Source organism: Aeromonas sp. QDB56, assembly GCF_027705505.1.
In the GTDB taxonomy this organism is placed as follows: Bacteria; Pseudomonadota; Gammaproteobacteria; order Enterobacterales; family Aeromonadaceae; genus Aeromonas; species Aeromonas caviae.
In genome coordinates this window covers 1-13,006 of the sequence record NZ_JAPDBZ010000117.1, presented here as the reverse complement: position 1 = coordinate 13,006, position 13,006 = coordinate 1, and the positions used below count along the sequence as shown (strand labels likewise).

Annotated in this window: 11 protein-coding genes; 6 read left to right on the top strand and 5 right to left on the bottom strand. The window is 59.1% G+C overall.

The features are described 5' to 3' along the window. Positions 1-105: 105 nt before the first annotated feature. Positions 106-1,548 carry an aspartate ammonia-lyase gene (aspA, locus tag OKB81_RS15740; protein ID WP_270662293.1) on the bottom strand — a complete coding sequence of 481 codons (1,443 nt, stop codon included), beginning with the start codon at positions 1,546-1,548 and terminating at the stop codon, positions 106-108. Between the two features lie 449 nt (positions 1,549-1,997). On the opposite strand from aspA, the gene OKB81_RS15735 reads away from it, so the two are divergent. After that, a complete protein-coding gene (locus OKB81_RS15735; RefSeq protein WP_160838958.1) occupies positions 1,998-2,477 on the top strand; it encodes an FxsA family protein in 480 nt (159 codons plus the stop codon). 22 nt (positions 2,478-2,499) lie between these two features. Here OKB81_RS15735 and OKB81_RS15730 read toward each other — a convergent pair whose 3' ends face one another. Next, complete coding sequence (locus OKB81_RS15730) at positions 2,500-3,834, bottom strand: MATE family efflux transporter (RefSeq protein ID WP_234888665.1); 1,335 nt, start codon at positions 3,832-3,834, stop codon at positions 2,500-2,502. Positions 3,835-4,076: 242 nt separating this feature from the next. On the opposite strand from OKB81_RS15730, the gene OKB81_RS15725 reads away from it, so the two are divergent. The 5 genes from OKB81_RS15725 to OKB81_RS15705 all read left to right on the top strand — a co-directional run bounded on the left by OKB81_RS15725 (position 4,077) and on the right by OKB81_RS15705 (position 8,844). Continuing rightward, entirely contained in the window at positions 4,077-4,370 is a 294-nt protein-coding gene (locus OKB81_RS15725; RefSeq protein ID WP_005309514.1) for a co-chaperone GroES, read from the top strand. A gap of 43 nt (positions 4,371-4,413) precedes the next feature. Beyond that, entirely contained in the window at positions 4,414-6,048 is a 1,635-nt protein-coding gene (gene groL / locus OKB81_RS15720) for a chaperonin GroEL (RefSeq protein ID WP_010673136.1), read from the top strand. Positions 6,049-6,142: 94 nt separating this feature from the next. Then, on the top strand, positions 6,143-6,640 hold the full coding sequence (locus tag OKB81_RS15715) for a molybdopterin-binding oxidoreductase (RefSeq protein ID WP_270662333.1): 498 nt from the start codon (positions 6,143-6,145) through the stop codon (positions 6,638-6,640). 25 nt (positions 6,641-6,665) lie between these two features. Further along, the gene (locus tag OKB81_RS15710; protein ID WP_029313817.1) at positions 6,666-8,597 is read left to right on the top strand and encodes a putative bifunctional diguanylate cyclase/phosphodiesterase; all 1,932 of its coding nucleotides are present in this window, start codon (positions 6,666-6,668) and stop codon (positions 8,595-8,597) included. 58 nt (positions 8,598-8,655) lie between these two features. Next, complete coding sequence (locus OKB81_RS15705) at positions 8,656-8,844, top strand: hypothetical protein (RefSeq protein ID WP_043153121.1); 189 nt, start codon at positions 8,656-8,658, stop codon at positions 8,842-8,844. Positions 8,845-8,908: 64 nt separating this feature from the next. On the opposite strand, the gene rluA is transcribed toward OKB81_RS15705, so the two are convergent. From rluA to OKB81_RS15690, 3 genes are all read right to left on the bottom strand, one after another. Then, entirely contained in the window at positions 8,909-9,565 is a 657-nt protein-coding gene (gene rluA, locus OKB81_RS15700; RefSeq protein ID WP_005343025.1) for a bifunctional tRNA pseudouridine(32) synthase/23S rRNA pseudouridine(746) synthase RluA, read from the bottom strand. Positions 9,566-9,680: 115 nt separating this feature from the next. Beyond that, complete coding sequence (gene rapA / locus OKB81_RS15695) at positions 9,681-12,548, bottom strand: RNA polymerase-associated protein RapA (RefSeq protein ID WP_270666248.1); 2,868 nt, start codon at positions 12,546-12,548, stop codon at positions 9,681-9,683. Positions 12,549-12,781: 233 nt separating this feature from the next. Then, positions 12,782-13,006, bottom strand: a 225-nt coding sequence (locus tag OKB81_RS15690; protein ID WP_270674671.1) for a hypothetical protein, incomplete at its 5' end; no start/stop codon positions are given.

The following is a 13,006-nucleotide window of genomic DNA, read 5'->3' as shown; positions in this document are numbered from 1 at the left end:
CTGCTGTCTGAATGAACAATATTTGTTCGAATGTATGGGGTTGTTCAAAGTATAAACACTGATGCGTCAGCCCTGGGCCGGGATAACCCCGGCCCATCTGCTCGCTTATACGGTGGCTTCGCGGGTGTAACGCTTGGCTTTGTATTGCGGGTTCATCAGGTTCTCGATGGAGAGGATCTCGTCCAGCTGTTCGGCGGTCAGCAGGCCGCGTTCCAGCACGACTTCGCGGACGTTCTTGCCGGTTTGGGCACAGATCTTGCCGACGATGTCGCCTTCATGGTGACCGATGAAGGGGTTCAGGTAGGTCACGATGCCGATGGAGTTCAGCACGTGGTTCATGCAGATGTCCGGGTTGGCGGTGATGCCTTCCACGCACTTCTCGCGCAGGGAGATGCAGGCTTTTTCCATCAGGCTCAGGGATTCGAACATGGCCTGACCGATCACCGGCTCCATGACGTTCAGCTGCAGCTGACCGGCCTCGGCGGCGAAGGTGATGGTGACGTCGTTGCCGAATACCTTGAAGCAGGACTGGTTGACCACTTCCGGAATGACCGGGTTGACCTTGGCCGGCATGATGGAGGAGCCAGCCTGCATTTCCGGCAGGTTGATCTCTTTGAGCGCGGTGCGCGGGCCGGAGGAGAGCAGACGCAGGTCATTACAGATCTTGGAGAGCTTCATGGCCAGGCGCTTGACCGCACCGTGCAGCATCACATAGGCGCCGCAGTCGGAGGTCGCTTCGATGAGGTCCTCTGCCGGTACGTAGGCACGACCGGTGATCTCGGCCAGACGCTTGATGGCAAGACCGGAGTACTCGGGCGGGGTGTTCAGACCGGTACCGATGGCGGTGGCGCCCAGGTTCACTTCCAGCAGCAGCTCCTGGCAACGCTTGATGGATTTGATCTCTTCACGCAGGGTGACGGCGAAGGCGTGGAACTCCTGACCCAGGGTCATGGGCACGGCGTCCTGCAACTGGGTACGGCCCATTTTCAGGATATGTTTGAATTCCTTGGCTTTGACATCGAAGGCCGCGATGAGGGCTTCCAGAGCGTGCAGGGTGGTGTCGGTGCTGTTGACCACGGCCACGCGGAAACCGGTGGGGTAGGCATCGTTGGTGGACTGGCACTTGTTGACGTGATCGTTGGGGTTGATGACGTCGTAGCGACCCTTTTCAAGTCCCATCAGCTCGAGGGCGATGTTGGCCAGCACTTCGTTGGTGTTCATGTTGACGGAGGTACCGGCGCCGCCCTGGTAGACATCGACCGGGAACTGATCGAAGCACTTGCCGGTGTTCAGCATCAGGTCGCAGGCTTTGACAATCTTGTCTGCGATCTCGGGACGGATGGTGCCCAGCTCACCGTTGGCCAGTGCAGCCGCCTTCTTGGTCAGGACCATGCCACGAACAAACTCGGGAACGTCAGAAATCTTCTGAGTGCTGATCTTGAAGTTTTCAACAGCGCGCAGGGTGTGCACGCCGTAGTAGAGGTCGTTGGAAACTTCTTTGGTGCCCAGCAGGTCTTCTTCAATGCGGACGTTCTTGATGTCGCTCATTGTTATGCCTCAGAAATCAAATAAATGGAAACGATCCTCACCGAGTGGTCGCGATTTCCCTACGCACATTTCATCCTGAAGCACCACACATCGGGTGGGGCAGTTGGGAGCCAGTTGCTCCCTGTGCAATGACTGGTGTTGATGTTACCTCAATTGAGGTATCCGGTATTAGATCTGGATCACTAAATTTGAGGCAACCTCAAATTTCTTGTGGTCATTAAACAGATATTGCAATCGGGCGATTAACTTTGACAGAACAACCACCTCAATCCCAGTTGGGCGGACAAATATTTATCCGTATTCCGGCGCCTGCGGCAGGAGAGGCTTGAAAAATGATCAACCAGCCCCATTTTAATGTCAGAAGACCTGAACCCGGCGCGCCAGCATCAGCGATGTGCGGCTGCCGACCGGACACCCCGGGTCCATTCATTCATCGCTCCGAGGTTGCTATGGGCAAGTTGTTACTGTTGTTGGTCGGGCTGGTATTGCTGGAGCTCACCGTCATGATCAAGGTGGGCTCCGTGATCGGGGCCTTGCCGACCGTTGGCTTGCTGGTGCTGACCGTCGTGCTGGGATCGTCGCTGGTGCGCAGCGAGGGGATCAAGACCCTGCTCACTGCCCAGCAGAAGATGCAGCTGGGGGAGATGCCCGGCCGCGAGGTGATGGGTGGCATGATGCTGGCGCTGGCGGGCTTGTTGCTGATTATCCCGGGATTTGTGAGCGATATTGTCGGCATCCTGCTGCTGCAGCCCTGGCTGCGCAACATGCTGGCCGACAAGCTGATTGGCAGCAATCAGTTCAGGATGCAGATGGGGGGCTTCCAGGCTCGCCAGCAGCCGTTTGAACCGGGCCCGGGCGATGACAGGCCCGGACAATCCCCGCGAGGCGGTGGCAACACCATCGAAGGGGAGTTCGAACGCAAAGAGTAATCGCGAGCCTCGGGCTGTGCCGTCAGGATCTCCCCTGACGGCACAGCCGCTCGAATCTGTGGCGGGCATACCCCCATGCCAGCAATCCGGCGGCCAGGTTCGCCAGCAGCATCCCCAGATAGATCCCCTGTTCTCCCCCCAGTTTTGCCCCCAGCCAGGCCCCTGGCAGCAAGAAGGCAAACAGTCTGATGCCGTTTATCAGCAGTGACACCGCCGATGCCCTGACGCCGTTGAGCGCCGAGGCCAGCAGCATCACCATGCCCTGAAAGCCGTAGCCAATGGGGACCAGATGTAGATAGAGCACGATGAGTCGCACCACTTGCGGATGATCGCTGAACAGATCGGCGATGAAGGGTGCGAGAAGCCAGGTCAGCACGTAGACCCCAAGCTGGAACAGCAGGGCGAAGCGCATGCAGAGCAGCAGGGCGGCCTTGGCTCGGGCCGGATTCCCGGCGCCGCAGTTCTGCGAGATGAAGGGGGCCAGCACGGAAGAGAGCGCCATCATCACGATGAGCAGCAAGGCCTCGACCCGGGATGCCGCGCCGTAGGCGGCGACCACCTCGGTTCCCAGCCCGGCGAAAATGATCATCAACACGGCGTTGGCCAGTGGGTTGAGCATGTTGGTAAACGATGCGGGCACAGCCACATGGAGCAGGGTGCGCCAATGGGCCAGCAACTGCGGGCGCGGGGAGAGGCGCCAGCGCAGCAGGCCCTCGCGGTGGCGCAATATATAGAGGCTGACCAGCATGGCCATCAGCCAGGAGAGGGTGGTGGCGATGGCGGCGCCCCGAATGCCCCACTCGGGGAAGGGGCCCGGCCCGAAGATGAGCAGAGGATCCAGCACGCCGTTGACCAGACCGGCGACCCCCATCACCAGACTGGGGGTCTTGGTATCCCCCGTGGTCCGGATGGCCGCATTGCCGACCATGGGCACGACCAGCATGGGGACGGTCAGATACCAGATGAGCATGTAATCGTGGATGAGGGAGATGAGCTCGGGGCTGGCCCCCAGCAGGGTGAACAGAGGGGTAATGGTCATTGCCCCCAGTCCGGCAAGCAGACTCACCAGGATGACGGCGAGGAACAGGCAGTCTGTGGTGATGCGGGCTGCCTCGTCGTGGCGACCCTGCCCCAGGGCATGACCGAGCAGGGCGCACAGGCCCGCGCCCAGCCCCATGGTCAGGGAGGTGACCACGAAGGTGACCGGGAAGGTGAAGCTGATGGCGGCCAGCGCCTGGGTACCCAGCATGCCGATGAAGAAGGTATCGACCAGGTTGAAGGCCAGGATGGCGATGATGCCCAGGATCATGGGGCCCGTCATGCGCAGCAGCATGGGCGTCATGGGAGCGGTCAGCATGGGATTGGGTCGGCTCAAGGCAGAGTCTCTAGGTGCTTTGGGCCTGAATGCTGGCCGTCTCCATCCGCCTTCCTGATTGGGGATGGGTGATCCATCGAAGGTGTTCATAGTACGTGAAAATATTTTTTTTGTATTTGCCCTTGAAGGGCTAGCCCTGTTGCCCCAGATCAGGGGCATGACAAATTTGGCCGATTGCGGCCATTCCTCAAGCAACACAGAGACTCATTTTGGGAGAGTTATCGATGAAAATTCGTCCACTGCACGACCGCGTCATCATCAAGCGCATCGAAGCTGAAGCCAAATCCGCTGGCGGCATCGTCTTGACTGGCACTGCGGCCCAGAAGTCCACCCGTGGTGAAGTTCTTGCCGTGGGGACTGGTCGAATTCTGGACAATGGGGATGTCAAAGCACTGGCCGTCAAGGTGGGTGACAAGGTGATCTTCAACGAAGGCTACGGCGTGAAGACCGAAAAGCTGGATGGCCAGGACGTACTGATCCTGTCCGAGACCGACATCCTGGCGATTGTCGAAGAGTAATCACCCTCCCTCTTTTCCCGAATTGATTTAAGGATTGAAGAACATGGCAGCTAAAGAAGTTAAGTTTGGCAACGAAGCTCGCATCAAAATGCTGGAAGGCGTCAACATCCTGGCCGATGCCGTCAAGGTGACCCTGGGCCCGAAAGGCCGCAACGTGGTGCTGGACAAGTCCTTCGGCGCCCCGACCATCACCAAGGATGGCGTCTCCGTTGCTCGTGAAATCGAACTGGAAGACAAGTTCCAGAACATGGGTGCCCAGATGGTCAAGGAAGTCGCTTCCAAGGCCAATGACGCCGCCGGTGACGGTACCACCACTGCCACCGTACTGGCTCAAGCCATCGTCAACGAAGGCCTGAAGGCCGTTGCCGCCGGCATGAACCCCATGGATCTGAAGCGTGGTATCGACAAGGCCGTTGTGGCTGCCGTTGCCGAGCTGCAAGCTCTGTCCACTCCCTGTGCCGACAACAATGCCATCGCCCAGGTAGGCACCATCTCCGCCAACTCCGACGAGAAGGTCGGCAAGCTGATTGCCGAAGCCATGGACAAGGTCGGCCGTGACGGCGTCATCACCGTGGAAGACGGTCAGGGCCTGGACGACGAACTGGCGGTGGTAGAAGGCATGCAGTTCGACCGCGGCTACCTCTCCCCTTACTTCGTGAACAAGCCGGAAACCGGCTCCGTCGAGCTGGATGACCCCTTCATCCTGCTGGTGGACAAGAAAGTCTCCAACATCCGCGAAATGCTGCCGGTGCTGGAAGGTGTGGCCAAGGCGGGCAAACCGCTGATCATCGTGGCCGAAGACGTGGAAGGCGAAGCGCTGGCGACCCTGGTGGTCAACACCATGCGTGGCATCGTGAAAGTGGCCGCCGTCAAGGCGCCGGGCTTCGGTGATCGCCGCAAGGCCATGCTGCAGGATATCGCCATCCTGACCGGTGGTACCGTGATCTCCGAAGAAGTGGGCATGGAGCTGGAAAAAGCGACCCTGGAAGATCTGGGCCGTGCCAAGCGCATCGTCATCACCAAAGAGAACACCACCATCATCGATGGCGTGGGTGATGCTGCCCTGATCGAAAGCCGCGTGGCCCAGATCCGTCAGCAGATCGAAGAGACCTCTTCCGATTACGACCGTGAGAAGCTGCAAGAGCGCGTGGCCAAGCTGGCCGGCGGTGTTGCCGTGATCAAGGTGGGTGCTGCCACTGAAGTTGAAATGAAAGAGAAGAAAGCCCGTGTTGACGATGCCCTGCACGCCACTCGCGCAGCCGTGGAAGAAGGCGTGGTTGCCGGTGGTGGTGTAGCGCTGGTGCGCGTTGCTGCCAAGCTGGCCTCCCTGCGTGGTGACAACGAAGACCAGAACGTCGGCATCAAGGTTGCCCTGCGCGCCATGGAAGCCCCGCTGCGTCAAATCGTCATCAACGCCGGCGAAGAAGCCTCCGTCATCGCCAATGCCGTGAAGAACGGTGAAGGCAACTACGGTTACAACGCCTACACCGAACAATACGGCGACATGCTGGCCATGGGTATCCTGGATCCGACCAAGGTAACCCGTTCTGCCCTGCAGTTCGCCTCGTCCGTCGCCGGCCTGATGATCACCACAGAGTGCATGATCTCCGAGCTGCCGAAGAAAGATGCACCTGCCATGCCTGATATGGGTGGCATGGGCGGTATGGGTATGATGTAATCCCGTCAAGTCATCAAACGGCTCGCTTTTGCGGGCCGTTTTTTTTAGTGCTACTAAGCTGAAGTTGTTGATAGTGAAATGATCTGAGGTGAACATGCGATACTTAGGGCTTCTCCCGTTACTCCTTTCCCTGGCCTTGCCGGGCATGGCGCAGGCGACACCACAGGGACCGGTCATTCTCAAGGTGACGGGGAATCTGGACCCTGCCGACCCGGCAGATGGAGAGGTGCTGTTCGATATGGCCATGATCCAGGCACCGCCGCAGCATGAGGTGGTGACGAGCAATCCCTGGGTGGACAAACCGCACAAATACGTGGGGCCGAAACTGGCGGACGTGCTGACGGAGGTGAAGGCCAACGGCAAGAGCATCACGCTCACCGCCCTGAACAGTTTCCAGATCCGGATCAACTGGGATAAGGTCAAGCAATACGATCCTATCCTGGCCTGGCAGGATGACGGGATGACCATGCGGGTACGTGACAAGGGGCCGCTCTGGTTTATCCTGCCGCTGGATCAGCATCCCGAACTCAGGCGTTCCGAGTTCACCGACATGATGATCTGGCAACTGAGTGCGATCGACATTCAGCAGTAAAAACGGTGGTTTACGGGAGTACTGGGTGAAAGCGAAGACCAGGGCCTGGCCCTTACTCGGCGTTCTTTATCTATCCATTCTGTTGTTCACGGGTAGCACCCTCTATTGCCTGGTGCAGATACAAAATGCGACCCGGGTGATGGAGAAGTACACCTATGACGTCTCTTGGGCATTGATGCAGTTGCAGCTCGAGCTGGGCCGCTTTCTCAATGCCGTCGAGATTTACCACTATGGTGGCATAGACCAGGAAGCCCTGCTGCTCCGCTATGACATTCTCTGGAGTCGTACCCCCATCCTCCTGAGCGGCCAATTGAGAAAAAGCCTCGCGGACAATCCGAAGACGCTGCGGCTGGTGAAACTGACCGAAAGCAGTATCCGCAAGCTGGAGCCTGATTTGGTCAGGCTCAAACCGGGGACGCCGGATTACCAGCAAGTCATGATGACACTGGCGCCCTTGCAGGAACCCCTCTCTTACTCTCTTGCTTCCGTCATGCAGAACAACATCAACGTCTATACGGGCAACGACGCGCGTTTTGGCCAGTTGCGCAATGCCCTGTTGTTCATGGTGTCGGGGCTGGTGGTGTCCGTCATTCTGCTCAGCGGCCTGCTGGTGCGAGAAGCCAGGCGCCATTTCAGGACCGCTAGGATCGATCCCCTCACCGGGCTCGCCAACCGGCTGGCGCTGCTGGAAAAGATGGATGCCTATGTCACCCGTGACACCTCCTTCGGACTGGTGCTGGTCGACATCAACGACTTTCGTGATATCAACAGCAAGTTTGGCTACAACACAGGGGACCTCCTGCTGCAGGAGGTGGCAAAGCGGCTGCGCGCCCTGTGCGAAAACGGGGAGTGGGTGGCGCGTTTGGGGGGAGATCAGCTTGCCATGCTGCAACGGGAGGGGAGCGATCTTCGTCAGGTCAGAGAGCTCGTGGCCAGAGTGCTCCACTCCATCAAGCAAGACATCATCATCGACAACTACCCTTTCCGGCTTGAGGTCGGTATTGGTATCGCCTTCTTCCCGACCGACAGCAACCAGACCCAGGAGTTGCTCAGCCGGGCGGAGCAGGCCCTCTCTCACAGCCGCAAGACCCATGTTCCCTATGTCATCTATGACAGTTCCCTGCTCAACGAGACGGCCAGGCGCAAGCATCTTGCGTCTGACATGGTGATGGCGCTGGAGCACAATGCGCTCGAGCTCTATTACCAGCCCATCGTCAATCTGGAAAGTGGCCGCTGTGAAGCCGTGGAGGCGCTGCTGCGCTGGCGCCATCCCGAGCTTGGCTTTATTCCCCCCAACGAGGTGATCCAGGTGGCGGAAGAGTTCCAGCTGGCCGAGAAACTGGGTGGCTGGGTATTGAATACCGCATGTGAACAACTGCATCAGTGGCAGCACCTGGGTTTGGTGGACTTGCAGATGTGCGTGAACATCTCCCCGGGCATGTACCAGCGCAACCTCTTGAAGCTGGTGGCCAGAGCGCTGATGGAGCACCATATCCCTGCGTCCAGCCTGGTGCTGGAGGTGACGGAAGACACCACCATGCGCGAGGTCAAGAACTCGCTGCAGTTGATGCAGGATCTCAGCCAGCAGGGGGTACATCTGGCCCTTGACGACTTCGGCACCGGCTACTCCTCCCTCAGCTATCTGCAGAAGCTGCCGGTGAGCAAGGTGAAGATAGACAGGTCCTTCATCCAGGGTATCGACACCTCCATTGAGGCGGCCGAACTGGTCGCCAACATCTGCCGTATGGGCTCCATGCTTGGCAAGAAACTGGTATGTGAAGGGATCGAGACCCAGGGGCAGCTCGATGTGCTGCGCTCATTGACCGACATACATCTGTATGGGCAGGGATATCTGTTCAGTCGCCCGGAGCATGCTGAAAAGGCCTATCAGACATTGCTGGAGATGGAAGAGCGCTGGTTGGCCCGGCGCTCGCCGGACAAGGCATATCTGCGTTGAACGATATGGCTCATGTCTCACCGGTCCCGGCCGATAGTCTCTTGGCAGGAGGTACACAATGGATATTTCTAGTTCTGCAAATGCGTCGTTCGGTTCTGCACTGATGGTGGCCAGCCTGGCCAAAAAGCAGCAGACCCAGGAAGGCGAATCCGCACTGAAATTGCTGCAAACCGCAGCGCAATCCGCTCCGGCTGCGCCGACATCGGCCAGCGCTTCCCTCGGAAGCAATATCGATATCCGCGTCTGAGCGATAAAAAAGCCCCCATCTCTCGATGGGGGCTTTCTTTTTATTTGGCAGTTACCTGTCAGGCTCAGACCGGGAAAGGGGCTGGCGCCTCGAAGGTCATCCGCTCGCCACTGCGGGGGTGGCTGATAGTCAGCATGGCCGCATGCAGGTAGAGATGGGGTGCCGCCGCCAGCGCATCCGGATGAGCATAGAGGTTGTCACCCAGGATCGGATGCCCCAGCTCCAGCATATGGACGCGCAGCTGGTGGGAGCGACCTGTGATGGGGGTCAGCTTGATCAGGCTGTTGCCGTTCTCCACTTTCAGTTTCTGCCACAGGGTCAGGGCGTGACGCCCCTCTTCGTGATCCACCTTCTGTTTCGGGCGATTGGGCCAGTCGACGCAGAGCGGCAGATCGACCTGACCCGACTCTGCTTCCGGCTCGCCCCACACCCAGGCGAGGTAGTGTTTCTCGGTCTCCCGCTCGCGAAATTGTCGGCTCAGCTCCCGATGAGAGTTGGGATTGAGAGGAATGACAATGACGCCTGTGGTGGACATGTCGAGGCGATGAGCTGCCGCCGCCTTGGGGTGTTGCTGTTTCACCCGATGCAGGACGCTGTCTTCATTCTCGGGGCCGCGCCCGGGGACGCTTAGCAGGCCAGTGGGCTTGTTGACCACCATGATGTCCTTGTCCTTGAACAGGATATCGAGCCAGGGTTCCAGAGGCGGTGAGTATTCAAACATAAATGTCTCGCATCAGAAGGTGGGGGCAAGCCCCCATCAGTTATGGGTAACCACGACAAAGCGGCCTTGGGTATCCAGTTTGAGCTGGGTCTGGCCGCTGTCGGTCAGTACCTTGTCAGTTATGGGTGACCACGATAAAGCGGATTGCATCCAGCTTGAGTTGGGTCTGATCGATCAGGTGGTGCAATTCTGCCTGCAGATTGCGCAGATAATCCAGTTCGCTGTCGCGTACGTTCGGGTTGACCGCCTTGAGTGCTTCCAGCCTGTCCAGATCCTGCTGCAGGGTCTGCGCCATCTGGGTGCGGGCCTTGTCGACAATCCCGGCTTTCAGCTCTTCGGCAATGGCTTGCCCCTTGCCAATCAGACCGTGGATCACCGGTTGGGACGCGGTGACCAGCTTGCTGCCGAGGTGGCGATTGACCGGAGTCAGCTGACGGTTGAAGGCATCGAACGCCACTTTCTCACCCAGATTCTGGCCGTTCTTGTCCATCAGCAGACGGATTGGCGTCGGCGGCATGAAGCGGTGGAGCTGGGGATGGGCCGCAGACTCGGCAACGAAGATCAGCTCAAGCAGGATGGAGCCGATGGGCAGCGCCTTGTTCTTGAGCAGTGCGACCGAGGTTGCACCGATCTCGGAGCCCAGGATCAGGTCGATACCGCCGCGCATCATGGGATGATCCCAGGAGAGCAGCGCCATGTCATCACGCGACAGGGCTGTGTTGCGATCGAAGGTGATGGTCATGCCGTCTTGCGGCAAGCCCGGGAAGCTGGAGACCAGCATGTGATCCCCGGGGGTCAGCACCAGCGCGTTCTCGCCACGGTCATCCTGATTGACGCCGATCTCGTCGAACATCTTGAGGGCGAAAGAGATCATGCCGGTGTCGTCATCTTCGGCGGCCAGCTTGTCGACCAGTTGCTGAGCGGCGGCGCCACCGCTGGAGTGGATCTCCAGCAGGCGATCGCGGCCCTGTTCCAGCTGGGCCTTGAGCGGCTCGTGCAGTTCGCGGGTCTTGACCAGCAGGGCATCGAGGGCCGCCTGATCGCCGGTGTTGGCGGCCAGCAGCTCGAACAGCTCTTCACGTACCGCTTCGAATACCGGGCGTGCAGTCGGGCAGGTCTGCTCGAACGCGTCCAGACCATCGTGATACCAGAGCTGCAGGGCGCGCTGGGCAGTCCCTTCCAGATAGGGAACGTGGATCTCGACGGTATTCTGCTGACCGATACGATCCAGTCGGCCGATACGCTGTTCCAGCAGATCCGGGTTGAGAGGCAGATCGAACAGCACCAGATGGCTGGCAAACTGGAAGTTGCGACCCTCTGAGCCGATCTCGGAGCAGAGCAGCACCTGGGCGCCACCCTCTTGCTGGGCAAAATAGGCGGAGGCCTTGTCCCGCTCTAGGATCGACATCCCTTCGTGGAACACGGCACCACGGATCCCTTCACGGGTACGCAGTGCCTCTTCCAGCGCGATGGCGGTCGCCGCTTCGGAGCAGATCACCAACACCTTCTGCTGGCGGGCTGAGAGCAGCAGTTCCAGCAACCATTCGACGCGCGGGTCAAACTGGGTCCAGGTGGCGTTATCGCCTTCGAACTGCTGGAAGATCTTCTCGGGGTAGAGGTAGCGCAGGGCACGGGTCTGCAGATCGCCACCGTTGCCACCCATCATGCCCATCACCTTGATGGCAGTCTTGTACTGCTCCGGCAGCGGCATGGGGTAGACGTTGAGGTGACGCTCGGGGAAGCCCTGAATATTGGCGCGGCTGTTGCGGAACAGTACCCGGCCGGTGCCGTGCTGATCCAGCAGCTTGGCGACCGCCTGCTGGCGGGCGGCGGCATCGCTCAAGTCCAACCCTTCCAGCTGGCTGGCGAGGGTCTGTCTGGCTTCATCGCTCAGGGTCTCGCCATCCAGCAGCTCCTGGGCTGCGCTCGCGACCTGACCGTAGGCCTGCTCCTCGGCGAGGAAGGCCTCGTAGTCGTAGAAACGCTCGGGATCGAGCAGGCGCAGACGGGCAAAGTGGCTCTGGTGGCCCAGCTGATCCGGGGTCGCAGTCAGCAGCAGCACGCCCGGCACCTGTTCGGCCAGCGCTTCCACCATCTCATAGGCACGGCTCGGCGCCTCTTCACTCCACTCCAGATGGTGCGCTTCGTCGACAACCAGCAGATCCCACTCGGCTTCCAGCACCTGCTCGAAGCGACGACGCTTCTTGCGCAGGAAGTCGAGGCTGCAGATCACCAGCTGTTCGGTCTCGAAGGGGTTCTCCGCATCGGCGAACGCCTCGATGCAGCGCTCCTCGTCAAACAGGGAGAAGTGCAGGTTGAAGCGACGCAGCATCTCGACCAGCCACTGGTGCTGCAGGGTTTCGGGCAGCAGGATCAGCACCCGATGGGCGCGGCCGGAGAGCAGTTGCTGATGGATGATCATGCCCGCTTCGATGGTCTTGCCCAGACCTACCTCATCGGCCAGCAGCACGCGCGGGGCGTAGCGATGACCCACTTCATGGGCGATATAGAGCTGGTGCGGGATCAGGCTGACCCGGCCACCGGCCAGGCCGCGAGTCGGGTTGCGACGGCGCTGGTGCTGGTTGATCAACGCCTCGTAGCGCAGGGTAAAGCGGGACATCCGGTCGATCTGGCCGGCGAACAGGCGATCCTGCGGCTTGTTGAACTTGATGAAGTTGTTGAGGAACACTTCCTTGAGGGCTACGGGCTCATCGTTGTCGGTGCGCACACCTACATATATAAGCAGGCCGTCTCTCTCCTGCACTTCGTCGACCGTCATGGTCCAGTCTTCGTGACTGGCAATCTGATCGCCCACATTGAAGCTGACCCGGGTCACCGGCGCCTCTTCTTTGGCATACATACGGTTTTCACCGGTAGCCGGAAACAACAGGGTAACCATGCGTCCTTCAACAGCAACGACAGTCCCCAACCCCAGATCCGTCTCTGTATCACTAATCCAACGCTGGCCAAGTGCAAAAGGCATTAAACTCTCCAAAGCCCAAGAGTGTGAGAATCGCAAAGGGGCGCTATGTTACCCGAAGGCCGGATCCCGATCACCATGGTTATGGTGTTCGGGAAAGGCAATTCGATACAACCTTGATCTGCTGACCTCCTTGAGCCTGCAAGGCGTAGAGGGTGCCTGCATACGGAACCCTGTCAGAGCATTAAATCACCGTGTTGGTTGATTGGTGAGCGGTTGAGCTGAAAATGCGAATTTTATGCGAAATTGCCCTTGCCAGAAAGTTTCAGCTCCCTATAATGCGCCTCCATCGACAGGGCAAGCGGCAACGCAAAGCCTAAGTAGATAGTCTCGAAAAGCCTTTGAAAATAAGGCTTGACTCGAGAAGGCGGTTGAGTAGAATGACACTCCCGCAGCAGCCAAAAGCTGCGTCGCTCTTTAACAATTTGAATCAAGCAATCTGTGTGGGCACTCGCAGCATC

What these genes read in the sequence shown, in the direction of transcription:
- aspA (WP_270662293.1), bottom strand. Translation starts at nt 1,548, where the DNA reads ATGAGCGACATCAAGAACGTCCGCATTGAAGAAGACCTGCTGGGCACC.
- OKB81_RS15735 (WP_160838958.1), top strand. Translation starts at nt 1,998, where the DNA reads ATGGGCAAGTTGTTACTGTTGTTGGTCGGGCTGGTATTGCTGGAGCTC.
- OKB81_RS15730 (WP_234888665.1), bottom strand. Translation starts at nt 3,834, where the DNA reads ATGCTGACCGCTCCCATGACGCCCATGCTGCTGCGCATGACGGGCCCC.
- OKB81_RS15725 (WP_005309514.1), top strand. Translation starts at nt 4,077, where the DNA reads ATGAAAATTCGTCCACTGCACGACCGCGTCATCATCAAGCGCATCGAA.
- groL (WP_010673136.1), top strand. Translation starts at nt 4,414, where the DNA reads ATGGCAGCTAAAGAAGTTAAGTTTGGCAACGAAGCTCGCATCAAAATG.
- OKB81_RS15715 (WP_270662333.1), top strand. Translation starts at nt 6,143, where the DNA reads ATGCGATACTTAGGGCTTCTCCCGTTACTCCTTTCCCTGGCCTTGCCG.
- OKB81_RS15705 (WP_043153121.1), top strand. Translation starts at nt 8,656, where the DNA reads ATGGATATTTCTAGTTCTGCAAATGCGTCGTTCGGTTCTGCACTGATG.
- rluA (WP_005343025.1), bottom strand. Translation starts at nt 9,565, where the DNA reads ATGTTTGAATACTCACCGCCTCTGGAACCCTGGCTCGATATCCTGTTC.
- rapA (WP_270666248.1), bottom strand. Translation starts at nt 12,548, where the DNA reads ATGCCTTTTGCACTTGGCCAGCGTTGGATTAGTGATACAGAGACGGAT.